Annotated in this window: 16 protein-coding genes; 9 read left to right on the top strand and 7 right to left on the bottom strand. The window is 44.0% G+C overall.

The genetic code is table 11. The annotated features are described in order from the left end of the window. Nucleotides 1-7: 7 nt before the first annotated feature. Nucleotides 8-4339, bottom strand: coding sequence for a CusA/CzcA family heavy metal efflux RND transporter (locus K339_RS0117345; protein WP_028524721.1), 4332 nt, complete (start codon nt 4337-4339; stop codon nt 8-10). A gap of 102 nt (nt 4340-4441) precedes the next feature. Next, entirely contained in the window at nt 4442-4789 is a 348-nt protein-coding gene (locus K339_RS36065; RefSeq protein WP_051398077.1) for a hypothetical protein, read from the bottom strand. A gap of 171 nt (nt 4790-4960) precedes the next feature. On the opposite strand from K339_RS36065, the gene K339_RS0117335 reads away from it, so the two are divergent. Next, the gene (locus tag K339_RS0117335) at nt 4961-6220 is read left to right on the top strand and encodes an aminotransferase class V-fold PLP-dependent enzyme (RefSeq protein WP_028524720.1); all 1260 of its coding nucleotides are present in this window, start codon (nt 4961-4963) and stop codon (nt 6218-6220) included. Nucleotides 6221-6281: 61 nt separating this feature from the next. Here the strand turns inward: K339_RS0117335 and K339_RS34030 are convergent, their stop codons facing one another. The 3 genes from K339_RS34030 to K339_RS0117315 form a co-directional block, all read right to left on the bottom strand. Further along, a complete protein-coding gene (locus K339_RS34030; protein ID WP_064750988.1) occupies nt 6282-6755 on the bottom strand; it encodes a CHRD domain-containing protein in 474 nt (157 codons plus the stop codon). Nucleotides 6756-6839: 84 nt separating this feature from the next. Further along, a complete protein-coding gene (locus K339_RS0117320; protein WP_051398075.1) occupies nt 6840-7598 on the bottom strand; it encodes an SH3 domain-containing protein in 759 nt (252 codons plus the stop codon). 10 nt (nt 7599-7608) lie between these two features. Beyond that, nucleotides 7609-8382 carry an SDR family NAD(P)-dependent oxidoreductase gene (locus K339_RS0117315; protein WP_028524718.1) on the bottom strand — a complete coding sequence of 258 codons (774 nt, stop codon included), beginning with the start codon at nt 8380-8382 and terminating at the stop codon, nt 7609-7611. Between the two features lie 151 nt (nt 8383-8533). Here K339_RS0117315 and K339_RS0117310 point away from each other — a divergent pair, with 151 nt between their 5' ends. Beyond that, a complete protein-coding gene (locus tag K339_RS0117310; protein WP_028524717.1) occupies nt 8534-9460 on the top strand; it encodes an alpha/beta hydrolase in 927 nt (308 codons plus the stop codon). Between the two features lie 48 nt (nt 9461-9508). Here the strand turns inward: K339_RS0117310 and K339_RS0117305 are convergent, their stop codons facing one another. Continuing rightward, entirely contained in the window at nt 9509-11743 is a 2235-nt protein-coding gene (locus K339_RS0117305) for a T9SS type B sorting domain-containing protein (protein WP_028524716.1), read from the bottom strand. 112 nt (nt 11744-11855) lie between these two features. On the opposite strand from K339_RS0117305, the gene rlmD reads away from it, so the two are divergent. Beyond that, a complete protein-coding gene (gene rlmD, locus K339_RS0117300) occupies nt 11856-13268 on the top strand; it encodes a 23S rRNA (uracil(1939)-C(5))-methyltransferase RlmD (protein ID WP_028524715.1) in 1413 nt (470 codons plus the stop codon). A 285-nt stretch (nt 13269-13553) separates the two neighbouring features. Then, a complete protein-coding gene (locus K339_RS0117295) occupies nt 13554-14924 on the top strand; it encodes a sugar transferase (RefSeq protein WP_028524714.1) in 1371 nt (456 codons plus the stop codon). A gap of 6 nt (nt 14925-14930) precedes the next feature. Here K339_RS0117295 and K339_RS0117290 read toward each other — a convergent pair whose 3' ends face one another. Next, nucleotides 14931-15665: a tyrosine-protein phosphatase gene (locus K339_RS0117290; RefSeq protein ID WP_028524713.1), complete on the bottom strand. Its 735-nt coding sequence runs from the start codon at nt 15663-15665 to the stop codon at nt 14931-14933. A gap of 87 nt (nt 15666-15752) precedes the next feature. Between K339_RS0117290 and K339_RS0117285 the strand changes: the two genes are divergently transcribed. The 5 genes from K339_RS0117285 to pseB all read left to right on the top strand — a co-directional run bounded on the left by K339_RS0117285 (nt 15753) and on the right by pseB (nt 21613). Beyond that, complete coding sequence (locus tag K339_RS0117285) at nt 15753-16568, top strand: polysaccharide biosynthesis/export family protein (protein ID WP_028524712.1); 816 nt, start codon at nt 15753-15755, stop codon at nt 16566-16568. Between the two features lie 17 nt (nt 16569-16585). After that, the gene (locus K339_RS0117280) at nt 16586-18901 is read left to right on the top strand and encodes a GumC family protein (RefSeq protein WP_028524711.1); all 2316 of its coding nucleotides are present in this window, start codon (nt 16586-16588) and stop codon (nt 18899-18901) included. A 201-nt stretch (nt 18902-19102) separates the two neighbouring features. Beyond that, complete coding sequence (locus K339_RS37900; protein WP_028524710.1) at nt 19103-19396, top strand: GDP-mannose 4,6-dehydratase; 294 nt, start codon at nt 19103-19105, stop codon at nt 19394-19396. Nucleotides 19397-19695: 299 nt separating this feature from the next. Beyond that, entirely contained in the window at nt 19696-20178 is a 483-nt protein-coding gene (locus K339_RS0117270; protein WP_028524709.1) for a UpxY family transcription antiterminator, read from the top strand. A 397-nt stretch (nt 20179-20575) separates the two neighbouring features. Then, a complete protein-coding gene (pseB, locus tag K339_RS0117260) occupies nt 20576-21613 on the top strand; it encodes a UDP-N-acetylglucosamine 4,6-dehydratase (inverting) (RefSeq protein ID WP_028524708.1) in 1038 nt (345 codons plus the stop codon). Nucleotides 21614-21622 lie beyond the last annotated feature (9 nt).

Here is a 21622-nt window from a genome sequence, read left to right as displayed (position 1 = left end):
CGAAGGATTAATTGGTTTGACTAAAATACTGGAGCTGGATGGCGGCGTTGTTGAGGTTTTTGACCGCCTCTACGTAGTCATTTCGCACCGTGGTGGCTTGATTGACGAGCAAAACCCACTCCAGATAATTGATGTTTCCTGCCAACAATTGTTGGTTGGCGGTGGTCATAATCAATTGCGCATTGGCCAAAGCCGTATTTTCAAAATAAGTGACCGTATTCAAAAACTTCTGGTACTGGGCTTTGGCCGTTTGGTAATTGGTTTGAAGCGACTGGATACCTACTTGAACGTTACTTTCGGCGATGAGTTTTTGAACTTTGGCGCTGTTGATTTGGGCTTTTTGAGCCGCTGCAAAAATCGGGATTCCTACCCCCAACTGCACCGACTGAAAGCGATGGAAGCCTGTATAGGATTGATTGTCAGCGCCTGTGCCTCGGATGCTTCCGTTGTTGTACAGTACCGAAAGATTCGGTAATAACCGCGCTTTTTCAACCTGAAAACTAGCTTCGGCTACTTGTTGCTGTTGTCGCAACCACCGTAAATAAGGGTGGTCGTTGGGGGCAAGGAGCTGAGAAGGGGAGGCGAGTTTGAACGCCAAAACGGTCGGAGTAAAAATGGTCGTTGTATTCAACAGCAGTTGAAATTGCCATTGAAGCGCCTCGGAATCAAACTGAAGTTGGGTAAGCTGCGTCGTAATTTGTCCCAATTGCGTTTCGGCCGTGGCTTTTTCAAGGATGTTACTTTCGCCTTTGGCAAGCCGTAATTCCGCCCGTTTGAAGAAGTCGGTATAAAGGGTATCGGCAAACTGTAGCAACCGTTTCTTTTGTTGTAAATATACCAATTCGTAAAAAACTTGAGCAACTTGCTTCCGAACGTCCACCTCCCGAACATTGACGGCCAACACACTACGTTGCCACTCGGCGTTCAATAAGTTTTGTTGGGTTTGATACACTTTTGGAAAGCTAAACGATTGGCCAATACCGACTTTGGAGTCAAAATAAACGCTATTGATTTGTCCCAATTCGGCCGTGACGGTCATTTGGGGGAGCGCTTTGGCGGTTTTTGTCAGGGCTTGTTGGTAAGCCGAAACGAGCTTCTCGTTTTTGATTAACAAGTTGTTTTTCAGTGCAGTATCAATCGCTTCCTCCAACGTAATGGGCGTTTGGGCTTGCGTTGAAAAACTAAGAAACCCTACCACCACGAGAACAGCTAAGGGAGGCTTTTTCCCAATTTTTTCAAACGTCATGTATAAAATAGGCAAGACAAACAACGTCAGAAAGGTAGCAATCATCAGGCCGCCAATCACTACCGTAGCAAGTGGCCGTTGGACTTCGGCACCTGCACCGTTGCTAATGGCCATGGGCAAAAAGCCTAAAGAAGCCACAAATGCCGTCATCAATACGGGGCGAAGCCGAACTTTGGTGCCGTTGATGACAATTTGTTTGACGTCTTCTAGTCCGCTCGCTTTGAGTCGGTTAAATTCGGCAATGAGTACAATTCCGTTTAAAACCGCTACCCCAAACAAGGCAATAAACCCAACACCCGCGCTGATACTAAAGGGCATTCCGCGCGCGGCCAAAAGCAAAATACCACCAATGGCCGACAGAGGAATGGCAGAATAAATGAGCAGCCCGTGCTTGACCGAATTGAAGGCGAAAAAGAGCAACAGAAAAATCAACGCCAACGAAACAGGTACGGCAATCATTAGCCGCTCTTTGGCCGCGTTGAGGTTTTCAAACGCTCCTCCATAAGTAATATAATAGCCCGTTGGGAAGCGAATTGTTTGGGCTACTTTACCTTGGAGTTCATTGACAATACTTTGAACGTCGCGACCGCGAACATTGAACCCTACGACAATGCGTCGCTTGGCATCCTCCCGCTGAATTTGGTTTGGCCCTTCTTTGATTTGAACATCGGCCAATTGATACAGAGGGACTTGCGGGCCGTTGGGTGTGGGAATAAGTAAGTTTTGAACCGAGGCCAGGTCTTTCTTTTGCGCGCCACTAAGGCGGACGACCAAGTCAAAGCGTTTTTCGCCTTCATACACCATGCCGCTACTTTGCCCCGCAAAAGCTGTGTTTACAACCCGATTGATGTCAGTAATGTTAAGGTTGTATTGGGCAATGGCGTTTCGGTTGTATTGAATGACAATTTGGGGAATCCCCGACACGGTTTCCACGTAGAGGTTTTTAGCACCGTCGATTTTTTCGATGAGCGCACCTAGTTTATTGGCGTAGGTAGCGAGGGTATCTAAATCTTCCCCGAAAATTTTACAAACTACATCTTGCCGCGCGCCCGTCATCAATTCGTTGAAACGCATTTGGACGGGAAACTGGAATCCTGCCGTTACGCCAGGGATTTCGGCCAAGGCAGCCCCCATTTTTTCGGACAATTCACTAAACGATTTGGCAGAAGTCCATTCTTTTTTGTCTTTCAAAATCACCATCATGTCGCTGGCATCCATGGGCATGGGGTCGGTGGGCACTTCGCCGCTCCCAATTTTTGTGACCACTTTTTCCACTTCTGGAAAGCGACTTTTGAGAATATGTGCTGCTTTTTGGGTGCTTTCAACGGTCGTAGAGAGGCTACTTCCCGTAAGCACGCGGGTGTCCACGGCAAAGTCACCTTCTTCGAGTGCGGGGATAAATTCGCCGCCCAAGGTGCTAAAAACCAGGATTGAGATAACAAAGAGGGAAATCACACCGACTAAAACCATTTTTGGGAACTCAATGATTTTGGTAAGGGCATTTTGGTAAAACATTTCCACTTTTGCCATAAATCGGTCGGAGAAATTGGGAACGTGTTGAATCTTTTTACTCAAAAACACCGAACTCATCATCGGGATATACGTCAGAGAAAGTAAAAATGCTCCCAATAAGGCAAAAGCCACGGTTTGAGCCATGGGCTTAAACATCTTTCCTTCAATGCCTTGAAGGGTAAAAATGGGTAAATACACCACCAAAATAATGACTTGCCCAAACACGGCGCTGTTCATCATCTTACTGGCCGATTGTTGTACCTCATCGTCCATTTGGGGCTGGCTGAGGTGCGTTAGTTCGGTGAATTTTTTGTTGTGGGAAAGTTGGTGCATGACCGCTTCCACAATAATCACCGCCCCATCGACGATAAGCCCAAAATCTAACGCGCCCAAACTCATCAGGTTGCCACTTACGCCAAACAAATTCATCATTATGATGGCAAACAGCATGGCCAAGGGAATCACCGATGCGACCAGCAAGCCCGCGCGGAGGTTGCCCAAAAAGAACACAAGTACTAAAATGACTATTAAGGCACCCTCTAAGAGGTTTTGTTCAACCGTTCCAATGGCATTATTAACCATTTTGGTTCGGTCCAAAAACGCTTCAATGACCACACCTTCGGGTAGGGTTTTCTGAATTTGGGCAACGCGCTCTTTGACGTTTTTGATTACCTCGCTGCTATTTGCGCCCTTGAGCATCATCACTACTGCACCCGCTACTTCCCCTTGGTCGTTGTAGGTCATGGCGCCAAAGCGGGTGGCGTATCCTAGTTTAACATCGGCTACGTCTCCAATAAATAAAGGCGTACCGCCGCTGAGACTTTTGATGGCAATGTTTTTGATGTCATCCAACGTACCTACCAGTCCCTCACTGCGAATATACAGCACAGTCGATGCCTTTTCGATGTACGAGCCGCCTGTATTTTGGTTGTTGGTTTCGAGGGCTTTGAAGACATCATTGATGGTAATTCCGTACGCTTGTAACTTGTTCGGATCTACCTCAATGGAATATTGTTTGAGTTTGCCTCCAAAGCTACTAACTTCCGCAACGCCCTTTACACCAAGGAGTTGACGGCGGACTATCCAGTCTTGGATGGTTCGTAAGTCGGTTTCGTTGTACTGTGATTCGTAGCCTTCTTTGGGACGTACTACGTACTGATAAATTTCGCCTAAACCCGTAGAAACAGGGCCTAATTCGGGCACGCCAATGCCCTGAGGGATTTCGGCTTGGACTTTTTGCAAACGTTCGGCGACCTGTTGACGCGCCCAATAAATATCGGTATTGTCGTCAAATACGGTAGTTACCAATGATAATCCAAAACGTGAAAAGCTCCGAATCTCAATAAGTCCCGAAATGTTGTTATTGGCTTGTTCGATTGGAAAAGTAACTAAGCGCTCAATGTCGGTAGCCCCCAACGACGGCGCAATCGTAATGACTTGTACTTGATTGTTGGTGATGTCGGGGACGGCATCAATGGGGAGTTTGGTTACTTCGTACGTTCCGTAACCGATGAGGGCAAGGACAAATAGCCCAATGATGAGTTTGTTCTTAACAGAAAACTCAATGATTGAATTTAGCATGGCAACAAGAAAAATAATGAAACAATAGCATCAGCCCACTGCTATTCGGTAGCAGGGTGGGTGTGCGCAAAAAAGAGTCATCGACGACTCAGAGGTGTTTCATTAAGCGCGTTGGGGCGGTTGCCAGATAGCCGAGAGATAGGTGGCTAAAAGATGAGAATCCGAATAAAATGAAGGCTTTTCGGCCTGTAAAATGGCTACGTGAGGCGCAAGCGGCTCAAACGTTGGGAAAAGGTAAATGGGAACTTGAAACGACCCACAGTCATCGTGTGATTGAAAGGGTAACTGCTGGTCGCGGGCGGTATCGCCATCATCGGCATGGTGGATGGCGTAGTGGTGATAAATAAAGCTCAGAAAGGAAGTGGAAGCATCGCGGTATTGGTGTTCTTGAAAGTGCATCACAAGCACAGGCAACTTTAGCAACTGACTACAAGGAGTTGCTGAAAGCATATAAATTGCCAAAAGAAGCCTTGAGAGGAATACTTTCACAGAGGAGGTTGATGTCTTAATCTTCTGATTATAATTGGCGAACGTGCGAAAGAATAAAAAAGTGCTGAGTTGGTCAAATTTAAGGAAGAAAAATTTACTTTTACTTTTTAACCTTACCCCCTTACCATTATCATGCTTCTCAACAAACGTGAATTTCTCCAGTCTGTGACAGGATTGGTCGCATTGAGTCAAACAACAGCAGATACGGCTTTGGCAGCTTTTCAACATCAATCACCCGAAGAAGTAGCCCAAAATGAAAATTTTTGGGCAGAAGTTCGTAAAGGCTTTACCGTGACTTCGGAGTTTATTCACCTCGAAAACGGCTATTATGTTTTGGCATCCGACGAAGTGCTAAATACGTATATCCAGCACGTTAGGGATATAAATAAAATTTCATCGCGTTATATGCGGACGCGACAGTTTGATGACAAGCTAGCGGTTCGGAAACAACTGGCGGAGCTGGTGGGGGCTTCGTACGAAGAAGTAATTATCACCCGCAATACCACCGAATCGCTTGATACCATCATTTCGGGGATTGACTGGAAAGCAGGCGACGAAGTGGTGATGGCTTTACAAGATTATGGTGCCATGGTTGATATGTTTAAACAACAAGCTCGTCGTTATGGGATAGTGAACAAATTTGTTTCGGTACCTAATCACCCCGCCTCCGACGACGAAATCGTGAAGCTTTACGAACAAGCGATTACGCCCAAAACCCGTTTGTTGATGGTGTGTCACATCATTAATATCACGGGGCATATTTTACCCATTCAAAAAATCGCTGATATGGCGCATACCCGTGGGGTAGAGGTGATGGTGGATGGCGCGCATGCGGTGGGGCATTTTGATTTTAAAATTCCTGATTTGCACTGCGACTATTACGGTAGCAGCCTTCACAAGTGGTTGGGATGTCCGCTGGGGGCAGGTTTGTTGTACGTCAGAAAAGAAAAAATAAAGCAAATTTGGCCTTTGTTGGGAGAAACGGGCTATCCCGACGACGACATTCGTAAACTCAACCACACGGGTACGCATCCCGTTCATACCGATTTGGCCTTGGCCGATGCCATCAATTACCACAAAAAAATAGGCATTGAACGAAAAGAAGCACGGCTGCGGTATTTGCAAACATATTGGACGTCCAAAGTCAGGAATTATCCAGGTATTGTCGTCAATACTTCTGCGGATCCTACCCGCCACGGTGCGATCGGAAACGTGGGCGTAGCCAAGCTTTCGCCTGCGGATTTGGCAAAAACGTTGATGGAAAAATATAAAATTTGGACTGTCGCGATTGACTATGCCAACGTACACGGCGTGCGCGTAACTCCGCATTTGTTTACCACTACGCAGGAGTTGGACGTGTTTGTGAAAGCCTTAAAAGAACTAGCAGGCTAAAAAAAAGACCTTCCAAGTTGACGTTAAACTTGGAAGGTCTAATAAAAAAAGTAGAAAGCGATTATTTACGACTTGCTTTCCAAGCGTTGAAATCTACCATGTTAACTTGGCCACGAATTTCTCCACCTTTGTTTACTGCTGTGTGAATGTTTGCATAAAGCAATCCTGAAAAGAGCAGATTTTCTTGTTGTTGGTTTAAATCCCAAGAACCAGAAATAGGAGAATTTAATGTACTGCCAAAGTTATAAACTACTGGCCCAGCTTCCCAGCTATTGCCGCTATGGAAGTGCCCCGCAGTAGCAGTAAGACCAGAGTAAGTGATTGTATAAGTGAGCTTTTTGGTCTCTTTGTTGTAAACACCCTCCATACGGCCTGTGGCACTGGTAGTGACGGGAGGTACTTCATTGGCACCTGTCAGCGTTGCTTCAAATTTGACCTCAGGATTAGTGTGTGGACCTTTTTCAGTACAGCTGACCATAACTCCCACAATCAATAGAGCGATGAAAAAGGGTAGAGCTTGCGTCAATTTCTTCATGGAATTTGCTGATTTGTTTTGTTTGAATATGCAATAATATTGTTTTCCGTGTCAATATCCAATAGTTTAGGGAGAAAAAATCCGTTATTGGATGGCCCAAACATCTAACTTTCTGGCATAGAGGGCGTGTTCGTCCCACCAAATTTGTAACCATTCATCGGTTTCACTGAGGACAATGACTTTATTTCCTCGGGAAATCGCCTTTTTGACGGGTGCTGCCGAGGAGGGAGATTCGCGCAGGAAAGCAGTCTCCTTGTTAATAATACCAATTTGGTAAAAGTCAGGCAAGTTGAGTAATATAAGCAAGGTGCTTAGATACAAAATCACTACCCAAGTGTGGCGTCGTTGTATGAGTTCGTTGTGCCTTTTTTTCTGTACAAGCACCACGAAAGCATATATCCCAACAATCAACAAAAACAACGTAAAGTAAAGGGAGTATTTCCTAAAAAATAGAAAAATGAAACTAAAGTCATCAACTTCGTAACCCGATAAATTGTAATTAGCTGCTGTTTCCGTAATTTTATTCAAAACGGCTTGCCTTGGTTGGCGGTTGTAAATCATACTCAAATAATACAATTCACGGGCATAGTCGTTTTGCTTTTCGTTGATGTACGCCAACTTATAATAAATAGGCAGGGGAGCGAGCGTTGTGTTTTTGAAGCTAGACAAGTAGCGTTCGTATAAAATCTCCGTTTCTTCGATTTTACCATTCAAAAACAACGAATCAACTTTACGTAAATTGACGGTCTGGGCCTGCGCCGACAAGGCACAAATACACCCTATCGCCGTCAATATTTTGATGAACGTTTTAGCCGAAAATTCGATATTTTTAGAAAAATTCAAGACCTAATTATTAGTTGTTAAGTTTTACAAAACCACCATCAATCAAATAATCACAACCAGTAATAAAACCAGCTTCGTCTGAGCAAAGATAAAGCGCGAGACTGGCAATTTCGGACGGTTTTGCCATGCGTCCAATCGGCTGAGATTTTGATAATTTCTCAAACATTTCAGCTTCTTTGCCAGGGTAATTTTTGGCAATAAAACCATCCACAAACGGCGTATGAACGCGGGCAGGGGAGAGACAATTGCAGCGAATATTGTCATGCAAATAATCTTTGGCCACCGAAAGCGTCATCGCAATCACCGCACCTTTGCTGGTCGAATACGCAAACCGATCAGGAATACCAACGGTACCTGCAATGGAAGCAGTGTTTAAAATGACGCCACCACCTTTGCTTTGAAAATGAGGAATAACCGTAAAGAGACAATTATACATCCCTTTGACGTTGACGTTCATCACCCGTTCAAAATCACTTTCGCTGGTTGTATGGGCTTTCCCAACGTGCGCCACCCCCGCGTTGTTGACCAAAATATCAATGGGATGTTTTTGGATAATGGCTTGAATCGTTTCGACTACATCTGCTTGTTTTGAGACATCTACCGCGTGTGCTTCTGCCTGAAAACCCTGTTGAACCAATTCGTCGGCAACGGTTTGGGCTTGGGCTTGATTGAGCTCAAGAATGTGAACATAAGCGCCTTGTTGCGCAAACAACTGGCTGATTGCTAGTCCGATACCACTGGCTCCGCCAGTTACGAGGGCTACTTTATTTGTGAGTGTGAACATGAATATTGAAATGCGGCTTTATAAAAAGTAAGTCATCAAGTGGGCAAAAATACCGTGATTTTGCCGAAAAGACCTATATTTCAGGAGCAATTTTAAAGAAAGCCCGCAAAACACTGATTTAATCTTTCTTTTCGTTTAACCCGTATATATATTGAACGTAGCACACCCCAACCCAATGGCGCAAGCCGTACAGACTGAACGTATGATTACTTGTTTAAAAATGATTTGGAAACTTAGCCGTGTCTTATTGGCTTTTTATCTGGTGGCAATGGCCTTGCTTGGCTGCCAAAGCGAAACGCTAACCCCTTTTATTGATGAACAAATTGCTTCTTACAAAGACCTTTACGACCAGTCGTATGGTACTGATCCACTGCAACGTTTTGATATTCACTACCCCGAAACTGTTTCGGGAAAACCCTCTGAAGTGTTGATTTTATTGCACGGAGGGTCTTGGTCGGGTGGTGATAAATCGTTTTTGACTCCCAGTGTAGAACAACTAAAAAAAGCACAAAAAAACTTGACCATTGTCAATGCCAACTACCGCGTAACCAGCAAAACAGGGGTAAGAATTGGGCAACAAATCGAAGATATTCAACAATTAGTGGCTTTTTTGAAGCAAAAGGCGGTAACTTATCACCTAAACGAGGGGGCTTTTGTCATCGGAGGAGTGAGTGCGGGAGGGCACTTGGCGATGCAGTACAGTTACACACATCCCACGGATGGCGTACGGGCGGTAGTGGGCATTGTAGCACCCACCGACCTGACTTCCAAAGCACTCCGTGAAGCAGGTTTAGAAAAATCAATTGTGCAGCTCATTGGAAAATCGTACGAAGAAGCGCCGCTTGATTTTTTGCAAGCAAGTCCCTTAAATACGATGACACCCTCCGCACCTAGAACCATCCTTTTTTACGGTGGACAGGATAACATCATCACGCCTGAGCAACGGGTATTGACCGAAGCAAAACTGACGCTTTACGGCATCAACCATCAAGTTTATTTTTACCCCGAACAAACCCACGACTTTTCAGCAGAACTGTTGGCCGATAAACTGATTAATGTGTTTAGAGGGAGATATTAACAAAATGTGGTTTAGACTTTCCAAGTTTATAAAACTTGGAAAGTCTATCTATTTTATAACCGCTAAAGTTCCTTTAATGGTTTGATTGGTGAATTTTAAACCATAGTAATATTGACCAGATGGTACTCCGTCAGCACACCACTTAAACTTTGTGTCAATAGAACTATAAACCAATTTTCCCCAACGATTAAAAATTTCTATTTTCTCAAACTGAGGACCACAAGCTACACTCGAAATACCCTCAACAAAAAAGCAATCGTTTTTGCCGTCGCCGTTGGGCGTGATGACATTCGGGGTATTTTGCTCAACATTGGTAGCCGTCGGTAAATTGCCTAAGCGCATTCTTACGGCGAGGGTGTCGTTTTTGTTGGTACCGCAGCTATTGTCTTGGGTGATAAAATGCACCACCATTTCTTTTCCTGCCATTGCGGCGTAGTCGGCACAGTTGGGCTTCCATTCAAAACGAGAAGTAAGGCGAGGATTTCCCGTTTTTTCATCAAACTTCATTTGGTATTGCGATAGGTTAAAGCCTTGTCCTTGGGCATACAAACGCAATTGGTCGGTTTTGTCGGCATCGTCGGAATAAACGTCAAAAACCACCGAACCACTCCCGTCGGCGGCGGGCAAAGGAACGTCAATAATAGCTGTAGAGGTAAGACTTGTCGATACCTTGGGCTTATTGTTGGGTAGGGGAGAGGCTTGCAGCCGAACCGTGACTGTATCCTTCACTTGGCGATTGCAGGCCACGTCGGTGACGATAAAATCAACAATGTACTCTTGCCCGACGGCGTTGCAAGGAGGAATCCACGTAAAAGGTTGTGTTACAGTGCCTTTTCCCGTGGCGTTGTTGAAAGTCATACCCACCTGATTGAGTTGAAAACCCCGCCCTCGTGCTTCCAGCACCAGTTCATCGTTGTCTTTATCGCTGCCTATTACATTAAAATTGAGGGTTGTTCCTTGGGCAATGGCCGCCCGATTATTGGTTAAGTTAGTCACCACGTCAGGGTTATTGTTGAGGGCACCTTCAATAAAAACTCGGATGCGCAACGTGTCAAGCAGCGGTTGGGGACAGCCGTCGTCGGCCACGATGACTTCAACAATAACGGGTTGGTTATTGCGGCTTTCGACGCATTTTTCAAAGCAAATTTGCGCTTTCAAAGTATCAGTTGCCGACTTGGTGACGTAAGTAAGCGGATTGGCTGACACGCTGGCGTCGTCAAAATTAATACCAATCGTACGCAGCGTCAGGCGCTGATTAGGGTCGCGGTCGGTGATTAATATGTCCAAACATTTCGACTGGTCGCGCTTGATAGTGAGCGTTTCGCCTTCTTTATAGAAAGCGGTTTTACCTGTTTCTCGGTAGAGAGCCGTTGGTGCAAAATTTTGGGGACAATCCACCACTTTAAACTGAAATTCTCGCCTAACAGCCCCAATTTTGACGCCTTTTCGGTATTCTTCAACCAACACCGCAAAAACATAAAGCCCTGCTTTGTCGGCGGTTACGTTCAGGATGCCCGTTTGCCGATTGATTCGCAACGGCACGGGGCCAGGAATCATGTTTTGGTCGCTGATACCCGATGCCCAAATAACCTGTGGATAAGTACTGCTTCCACGCGCAACGGGTTCGGGGTTGCTGGTATTGGCATAACCTGCCCAAGGACGCGTCAGTGAATAGACCAAGCTATCGCCGTCGGCATCTTTACCGCTAAAATCGAAGGTAAAAGGGCGATTGAGACAAATATAGTCGCCTTTCAATTCGCCAAATTTTGGGGTAGAATTGGTATAAGGTTGGTTGTTTTGTACCAAAGCAGGAAATTCGGTATAAAAAGTTTCGCCTGTACTTGCTGGATTGAGAATGTTGGTAATGATGCTATTTCGGCAGCAGCGTTCCCAGACGATGTAATAACCGCGCGGGTCATTGAAGTTTTGGGTATTGATAATAATTTCGCTGGAGTACCTAATAAATAACGTGCGTAAATCGGCGTTCAACGCGCCACAAGTTGGATTAGTATAGCTAATGAGCTTACGGGTTGTTTGAGGAAGTTCAATACTACCCATGGAGGCGTTGTCAGATTTGCGGAAGAAATAAAGCGTAACTGTTTGAGTCTCTGCGGCGGGACGACCATTTGCTTGGTCAAAATAAAAATTTAGCCCAACGTAAAAACGGCTGGCTGATTGGTTGGTTGGGTAGAACTCAATTTCGCCTCCCACTATGTGCGACGCCCACGAGAGGCTTGGCACAAACATCAAAATCCACAATGTGCGAAGTAGAATTTTTTTCATTTGGTTTTAGGGCTAAACTTCTCGTTGTACTTTTGTCGCGGTGTATAAATCGGATATTCAAACTGATAAGTAATTACGCAAGAATGTTCTTTGGCGTTGCTTAAACAATACGATGAAAAATTACAAAAAAAATAGACAAGTTGTAGAAAATCTACTCATTGAGGATTTTGCTGCTGAGGGAAAGTGCATCGCCAAGCACGAGGGCGCGGTGGTATTTATCGAAGGAAACGCGGCCCCAGGCGATGTGGTGGACGTTGAAATCTTGGCTTTCAAGAAAAAGAAATTTTACGAAGCGCGGGTGCTGCACACCCATTCGTGGTCAGAAAAAAGGGCTACGCCGTTTTGTAGTTATTTTGGTACCTGTGGTGGCTGCAAATGGCAGCACATTCAGTATGCAGAACAACTTCAATTTAAGTGGCAGCAAGTAAGTGATCATTTGCACCGAATTGCCAAAGTAGCGTTGCCAACCATTGACCCCATTGTTCCCTCCAAAGAAACGACGTTTTACCGCAATAAACTGGAGTTTACATTTTCAAACTTCCGTTGGTTTACTTTTGAAGAAATGGGGGATGGCACCGAGCTCGACCGCGACGCTTTGGGCTTTCATATACCAAAACGTTTTGATCGAATTTTGGACATCGAAAAATGTTACCTCCAGCCCGACCCTTCCAACTTAATTCGTAACGAACTCAAAGCATTTTCTAAATCAAAAGGATTTCGGTTTTACGACCAAAAAAACAACGTTGGTTTTATGCGGAATGTGATTCTGCGCACGGCCAATACGGGAGATGTCATGGTGATTGTGCAATTTGCCGAGCCTAATCAAGAGGACATAGACGCAACGATGGAGTTTTTGAAAGACCGTTTTCCCGAAATCACGTCTTTACAATACATTATCAATACCAAAGGAAACGATTCGTATTACGACCAAACGGCCATTTTGTACGCGGGTAAACCCTACATCGAAGAGCGAATGGAAAACCTGACATTTCGCGTGGGGCCAAAATCGTTTTATCAAACCAACTCCGACCAAGCATACGAACTTTACAAAGTGGCGCGCGAGTTTGCGGGTTTGACGGGCAACGAACACGTCTATGACTTATATACTGGAACGGGCACCATTGCCAACTTTGTGGCGCACCAAGCAAAGTCCGTCGTGGGAGTAGAGTACGTGGCGGAGGCCATTGAAGACGCCCAGGTCAACGCCCAAATCAACGGCATCACGAACGCGCGCTTTTACGCAGGCGACATGAAGAATGTCTTGAACGAGGAATTTATTCAAGAAAACGGACATCCCGATGTCGTCATTACCGATCCACCGCGCGCGGGTATGGACGAGCCTGTAGTGCGTACCCTTTTGCGCATGGAGCCGACCAAGATTGTCTATGTAAGCTGTAATTCGGCGACCCAAGCCCGCGATTTGGCGTGGCTCGACGAAAAATACGCCGTCACCAAAGTGCGCCCAGTGGATATGTTTCCGCACACGCATCACGTAGAAAATGTGGTATTGTTAGAGAAAAAATAGAAAAGTCGCTTTCCAGTGCATAGAGGCGGTTTTTTAGGGGTTTTTGTTGAAGAATTGGACTGCGGGGAGATTCGTTCTTTTACCGTTTGATAAATTCTTCAATAAAAACACCACCGTATTGGTTGGTTTTCAAAACGAATAAATTATTATTGCAAGGCATAACGATACTTTTTAAGGTAAAACCTTCTGTTGGACAAAGAAAATTCTTTGCTAAAGGAATGTTAATGCTTTTTAAAAAAATTGTACTATGTCTTGTTGAATCACCACATCAAACTTGAATGCGCTATGACTCAGACCACCTCATTGCCCATGATGGCGCCGAGTTATTCGATTGAGAGTCGCCACAATTACACGAAGTTGTCAGCCGATTTGCTGATTGTTATGTTTTCGTTTTTGCTGGCCACCCAGCTTTCCCACCGCTTTTGGATTGGGCGAGACTTGCTGGTGGTTGGTGGACTCTTGGTGGGCTGGTATGCCGCTTCCAAATTTACACCACTTTATAATGACTTCCGAACCCTCACCTTCATTAACGAAGTGTGGGCGCTACTCCCCAACCTGCTTTTCCAGTTTGCAATCCTGACGGTTTTTTTGTTCTTTCTCAATGATACCAACCACGCTCGTACTTTTTCACTCATTTACGTTTCGCTGTTGGGCACGCTGATTACCTTAAAAATGTATGGGGTGCGCAAAATATTTCATTACTGGAATGGCAAAGGCATTTACCAAAAAACATTGGTGGTGCTTGGGGACTCGGAGAAAATGAATGGCTTTGTTGATTTTGTTAAAAAAAATAGCCAATTTAGGTACAAGGTGGTAGGCGTTGCCCCGTTGCCCAGTTCAGTGACGAGTGCTGCTCAATTAAATCAAACCATCCGCTTTTTGGAGAAAGCTCATTCGTCGCATTTGCTGGATGAACTGATTGTTATCTCAGAGAATTTTGAAGAAGATATTGCTAAAAAAATCACCCAATGGGCTGATTCTAAGGGGATTTTGTTGCGTTTTACACCCCGCTTTCTACAGTTTAGGTCATCTCGTTTTACGTTAGAGTTGTTGGGTGGAAAACCCCTCATTTCGGTGCGAAATACCTTGCTTGATACCGATTACTACTGGTTGATAAAGCGTTTGGCGGATGTTATTTTAAGTACGTGTGTACTTCTTTTGGTAGGTCTGTGGCTGATGCCATTGGTAAGTCTCGCGATTGTGTTGGAATCAAGCGGGCCGATATGGATCAAAAAGAGACTGCTTGGCCAAGGAGGAAAAGAATTTGACTCTTGGGTGTTCAGAACCCAGATTGAAAATCAAAAAACGTGGGTTGGACGCATACTTTTGCAAACAAAATTGGATAAATTTCCGCGTTTGTTGAATGTTTTACGCGGCGATATGTCGCTGGTGGGGCCCCAGGCGCACAAACGTTCAGAGTATTACCAATTACAGTTGGCCACCCAAAATTACAAAGTTCGCTATCGGGTAAAACCTGGTTTGATGGGCTGGGCAGAAACCAACGAGGTTGAGACAGCATCGGAGACAGCCCCTGCCGTACTCCAACAAAAAGTGGATTACGACATTTGGTACATCGAAAATTGGAGCTTGTTGCTCGACGGAGAAATCATGCTCAAAACCTTTTATAAGGTGCTCAGGAGCGCAATTTTTCGGTAAAAAAGTTTACAAAAGGGCATTTTTAAAATTACCCTTTTGAATTAATTTGGCGAGTTCGGCGTCAAACTGATGGGCTATAAAAAGCTCCAAGTGGCGGTCGTGGTGCAAATCAGTACCCAAAAAATCAACCAAATCGAGCTTAATAAGCTGTTGCGCGATTTTTTTGGTGGCGGGGCCGTAATAGCCGCACAACGAAGGTAAATTAACCTGCAACATACACCCCAATTCGTGGATGTGTTTGTAGGTGTTCATGGAGTGGTGAAGGTAATTGTAGCGCTCAGGATGCGCCAAAATCGGTTGGTAGCCTTTGGTAAGTAGTTGGAAAATAACAGTTTCTAATTGCTGACTAGGGGCAACAAACGACATTTCGATGAGTACATACTGCCGCGTCCCAAACGACAACAGGTCGTTGGACGCTAGGAGTTGTTCAAAATGTTTGTCCACGAAGTATTCGGCAGCGGCTTCGATTTTGATGCCTAGCCCTTGCTTGCTGACCTCTTGTTGAAGCTGAGTAAGGCCCGATTGAATGATGGACGTGGTATTGTTGTAGAGGCCGTCGTAGATGTGCGGGGTGGTAATGACGCGTTGAAATCCCATCTCCTGAAAACGTTTCAGGTAGCGGAGGGAAGTGGCGAGGTCGGGGCTACCGTCATCAATGCCAGGGATGAGGTGAGAGTGAATATCCGTTTGGAGGAGTTCGAGAATGGATACCGAGGATTTTCTTTTAAAGAATGAAAACATACAAGTGTATTAAAGTCTCAAAAGGGATATCCTTTTGACTAAGAAAGGCGCAAAAATAACGTTTTATACTATTTTTTACTTTTTTGAATGAATTCTAACCAACCAACTCGATTTACGGGTATTCTGTTTTTGCTCTTGTGCGCGTTTGTAAGCGCGTTTTACGGCTGCGTGAGCCCCAAACAAATTGTGTATTTCCAATCGGCAGATACCTCCCAAGTGACCAACTTGCCCCAACTCAAACCCGTGGTAACCCGTATCCAGTCCAGTGATATTTTGGCCATTACGGTAGGGAGTTTTAACCAAGAGTCCAACGAAATATTAAACTTTGCCAACATTAATGCACTGACAACCACAAGTTTCCCCAATACGCAAGCCGCAATGCGAGGACAACCACTAGGTTATTTGGTCGATTCAAGCGGGCACGTTGAAATTCCTTTTGTAGGGCGCGTAAAAGTAATAGGGCTTACTCTAGACCAAGCGGGTAATCTCGTTCGTGCCGAAGTCGGCAAATCACTCAAAGAACCTGCGGTCAATGTACGCTTCTTGAACCATAAATTTTCCTTGCTGGGAGAAGTTAATCGGCCAGGAACTTACAACCTACTGGATGACCATACCACGTTGCCCGAAGCGTTGGCGATGGCGGGGGATTTGACCATTTATGGCCAGCGAACCAACGTAATGCTGATTCGTGAAACCGAAAATGGCCGTACCATGACAAGGATTAATCTTTTGAGCCGTGAGATCTTTGCTTCTCCCAATTATTACTTACGCAATGGTGATGTCATTTATGTAGAACCCAGCAAAGCCAAAGCTACCTACACCGACCGATCGGTGCAGTTGGTCCCAATCATCACCAGCGTTGCCACGGCAATTGTGGTTTTCCTTAATGTAATTCTTAAATAATTCATCCAAATTTACCTATGGAAAATATAGAATTTTGGCAAGAAAAAGAAGAAGAGTTCAACCTACGACTGTTTCTTTTAAAATATTTGCGTTACTGGTATTGGTTTGTTATTGCCTTGGCCGTGGCACTGGGCGCTGCTTTTTTCTACCTCCAATACACAACCCCCATCTACAAAGTTAGTGCCTCTATACTCATCAAAGATGAAAAGAAGGGCATGGGAGGAACCAATGAAATGCTCAAAGAACTTGATTTGTTCAACGGAAATAAAATTGTTGAAAACGAAATGGAGGTGCTCAAAGCGCGTTCATTAATGGAAAAGGTGGTAGATGGACTGAATTTGACGGTATCTTATTTCGAGGAAGGGACGTTTCGTGATACCGAATTGTTTCAAAAATCGCCAATAACCCTCAATTACACCCAACTACAGGAAATTGCGTACAAAGAGCCGCTCTATGTACGTATTGTTGATGGCCAACACTATGAACTCTTATCAAAAGAACAGCAAGTAATTGGGACTTATTTGTTTACTCAACCTGTTTCGTCGGTTTATGGTCGGTTTAGAATTTTTCTTGTCCAACCAAAATTGGCGACCAAAGGTCGTTTGATTAAAATAAAGTTAAGCCCTCGCAATCTCCTCGTTGAAAACTACCTCAAGAATTTACAGATTGAATTGGTCAATCTTAAAAGTACACTCATTCAGCTTTCGGTAGAAACAGGTTTACCTGAAAAAGGCCAAGCCATCCTCGCGAAACTGTTGGATGTTTATACTTTTTCGGCGTTGGAAGATAAAAACTTGGAGGCAAGCAATACACTGCGCTTTATTGAAGACCGCCTCAAACTCATTACAGGAGAACTGACAATCGTAGAAAAGGACGTTGAATCGTACAAAACTTCCCAAGGGATTACCGATTTAAGTACCGAAGCGAACTTATTTCTCGAAAAAGTCAAAGAAAACGATACCAAACTTAACGAAGTGGACATCCAATTGAAGGTCTTGGAAGGGGTAGAGCGTTATCTCCAAAGTGGTCAAGGAACGGTGGCGCCTGCAAGTTTGATGGTAACTGACCCCATTTTGACTTCTTTTATTGAGAAATTGAGCGAGTTGGAACTGCAAAAAGAAAAAATGTCGCGTACCGTACAGCCTGGTAATCCCTTTTTAGAAACCCTCAATACTCAGGTATCTAACACCAAACAAGCGATTCGGGAAAACGTGAGTAATCAAAAAAATAGCTTATTGGTGACCCGGTCGAGCTTGGCAGGGTTAAACAAACGCTTTGAAAGCTCCATTAGCCGCATTCCGCGCAAAGAACGAGAGTTTGTCACCATCCAACGCCAACAAAATATCAAGGAAAATCTTTATTTGTTGTTGCTTCAAAAAAGGGAAGAAACCGCGTTGTCGTATGCTTCTACGGTGACTGACAGCCGAATTGTCGATAAACCTTATTCGACACCGCTCCCTATTAAGCCTAACAATAGATTAATTTATCTGATTGCGTTGTTGGTAGGTGTGGTTGTGCCTGCGGCTGTCTTGAACATCCGAGAATTATTGAACAATCGGGTGCAGTCGCGCAAAGAAATTGAAGTAGCCACGGGCTTGTCGGTGTTTGGGGAAGTGTCGCTCAAGCCTAAAGACTTGAAAACAAATATACTAGACCCGCAGAGCCGAAGTTTTATCACGGAGCAATTCCGTATTTTACGCACCAATCTTCAGTACATCACAACCGAAAACCGCGACAAGGGGCAAGCGTATTTATTTACCTCTTCCACCAGTGGGGAAGGAAAAAGCTTTATTACCCTCAACTTGGCGATGAGCCTTGCCACTTTGGGGAAAAGGGTGGTGATTTTGGAACTTGACATGCGGAAGCCCAAATTGACCAAGTACCTGGGCCTTACCCGAGAAAAAGGGCTGTCCAATTACCTAGCGGGCGCGGCCGACGCCATGGATGTAGCCCAAAAAACGGACTTTGAGCACCTATTTTTGGCTTCTTGTGGCCCTATTCCCCCCAACCCCGCCGAGTTATTGTCCAACGGAAAAATAGAAACCTTGCTGGCGACTTATCGGGAGTATTTCGATTATATCTTGCTCGATACGCCACCAGTGGGTTTGGTCACTGATTCGTTGATTCTGAGTCCGATGGTAGATGCCTGTTTTTACATAGTTCGCCATGAAGTCACCGTGCAGAAAGATTTAAACATTCTTACGGACCTTAAAAAGTTTAATAAGTTTAAATCATTAAACGTCATATTTAACGGGGTCAATTACCGAAATAGTCAAGAGTATCGCTACGGGTATGGCTATGGCTATAAATACGGGAAGGGATACTACGGCTAACCCCCCTTTTTATCTAACCTGCTGAACTCAATTTACTTCGTATCGGGAGTTCTGTGGGTTGTCCAATGTGGTCTAAGGATAATTATGTTTTTTACCGTTTGATAAATTCTTAACTAATTTTTCGTTCAAAACTTGGCGCTTTCACTAGTTCGTTTGTATATTTGACATGTTAAACACCTAGTTACGCCACCCACAAGTTGTATGATTAACAAAGTTGCACTTATTACGGGAGTCACAGGCCAAGACGGAGCATACCTGAGCGAGCTTCTCTTGGAAAAAGGCTATACCGTTCACGGCATCAAGCGGCGGAGCTCGTTGTTTAACACCGACCCAACCAAAGCAAAGCAAAGCAAAGCAAAGCAAAAACTGGGCTGGACGCCGAAACACACGCTTGACATGCTCATTGCCGATATGGCCTTGGCCGACTTGCGTTTGTTCCAAAAAGATAAATTATTACAAAGCGAAGGGTTTTCTATCCTAAACTACTACGAATAGTACTCCTCTTCTTCGCTCTGGTACCCACACGGAGTAAAAAGAGGACAATAAAATAAAAAGTATATACATCTTGTTAGGTGCCATCCGGGACTGAAAGGGCGAAGCCGTAGGAAAAGTATATCTCAAGCTAAAAATTTTGAGTTAAATGGGATAGGTATATGGTTTGCGTATATACTATAGGGTTAGTAACCTCGCCCGCCTGCCCCCCCTCTCCTTTTAGTAGAGGGGGAGATTAGTAGCCCGCAGGGCAAAGGTATTTTATTCGACAATTTGCATTTAAACACTCGACACTCAAAAATATGCCTTGGTTTGTAATATATACAAAGTCTCGAAATGAGAAGCTGGTGGCGGAAAGGCTGACCGAAAAAGGAATTGAGGTGTATTGTCCCATGCTTAAAACCAAACGAAAGTGGTCTGATCGAATCAAGATAGTAGAAGAACCACTTTTTCGGTCCTATTGTTTCGTACGGCTCGAAGAACACGAACGCAGCAAGGTATTTGATGTCCCAGGCGTAGTGCGCTATTTGTTTTGGCTCAAAAAACCCGCCATCGTGCGCGATTCGGAGATTGATACCATTGAACGAATGCTGGGGACTTACGACCACCAAGCCATCAAAGTGGAGCGTTATGAGCTCAACACACCCGTTACGATCAACTCGGGAGCATTTGCCAATGCCACGGGTGAGGTGGTAGGGCAGCAAGGTTCAGTACTAACGATACAATTGGACTCGCTGGGGATGGTGTTGAAGGTGGATTTGACGAAGACGACTGTAACGGCATAAACCCATCAGGGTGGGGTTCAAAAACACTATCAAGAACAAAAATTAAAATTATTCAAGTAAATTTGAAATCTCATTTAAGATTTACTTGAATAATGATACAAAAGAGGTATGCAAGTTATAATTATTGTGGGGCATTTGATTTCCTTAAAGTTGTTCAAATGAAAACCATCCACATCATCATATCGGGAGGAGTAGGGAGTGGCTTTGGCCACCTTTGCGCAAATCTCGCCCTAAGCAATACATCCAGATGTTTAACGACAAGTCGTTGTTTCAACTTATAGAAAGACCGACTGAATAGATCATCTATAAGAGTAAAATAGCACATTAGTAATTGAAAAGAGCTAGGTAGTAGTACATACTATAGTTTTTTAGGGGAATACAATTCAAATAATCTTGTATGAATAATAATAATTTAACCGGTAAATCAATACTGATAACTGGAGGAACAGGCTCATTAGGGAAAGCCTTGACGAAGTATATACTTACCAATCATCCTGATATAAAACGGTTAGTTATTTACTCCAGAGATGAACAAAAACAATTTCAAATGGCTCAGGAATATCCAGAGTCAGAATATCCATGTATCCGTTATTTTATTGGTGATGTAAGAGATTATGAACGCTTAAAAAGAGCATTTAGTGGAATTGATTATGTTATTCACGCTGCTGCAATGAAGCATGTACACATCGCAGAGTATAATCCTGATGAGTGTGTAAAAACAAACATTGGCGGTGCAGAAAATGTAATTAGAGCATCATTAGAAACAAATGTTGAACGAGTAGTAGCTCTCTCAACAGATAAAGCGTGTGCTCCTATTAATCTTTATGGGGCTACGAAATTAACTTCTGATAAACTCTTTATTGCTGCCAATAACATCAAGGGGGATAAAAAGCTAAAGTTTTCTGTGGTGCGTTATGGAAATGTCATGGGGTCAAACGGGTCAGTAGTTCCCTTCTTTTTAAAGAAAAAAGAAGAAGGAGTTTTACCAATAACTGACCCAAATATGACACGGTTCAATATTTCATTAGCAGATGGTGTACAAATGGTAATGAATGCTTTGGATATTGCTTGGGGAGGGGAATTATTTGTTCCTAAAATTCCTTCATATCGAATTACGGATGTAGCAGAGGCAATTGGACCAGAATGTGTTCATAAGATAGTAGGTATTAGGCCAGGTGAGAAAGTTCATGAAGAAATGATTGCTAGTTCGGATTCTTTTACAACCTATGACTTAGGCAAGTATTACGTCATTTTGCCTCAAGTTCCATCCTGGGATTTACAAGAGTATATTAAATACTTCAACGCAAAGAAAGTTCAAGAAGGCTTTAATTATAGTTCTGGAGAAAATTCAGAGTGGTTAGGTGTAGAAAAATTGCGTGACTTAATACAAACTCATGTTGATTCTACTTTCAATATTAGCATAGAAGTCGTTTGATATTAAAAA

Origin of the sequence: Runella limosa DSM 17973 (assembly GCF_000482465.1) — a bacterium.
Classification (GTDB): Bacteria; Bacteroidota; Bacteroidia; order Cytophagales; family Spirosomataceae; genus Runella; species Runella limosa.
This window is presented reverse-complemented; position numbering and strand designations above follow the sequence as displayed.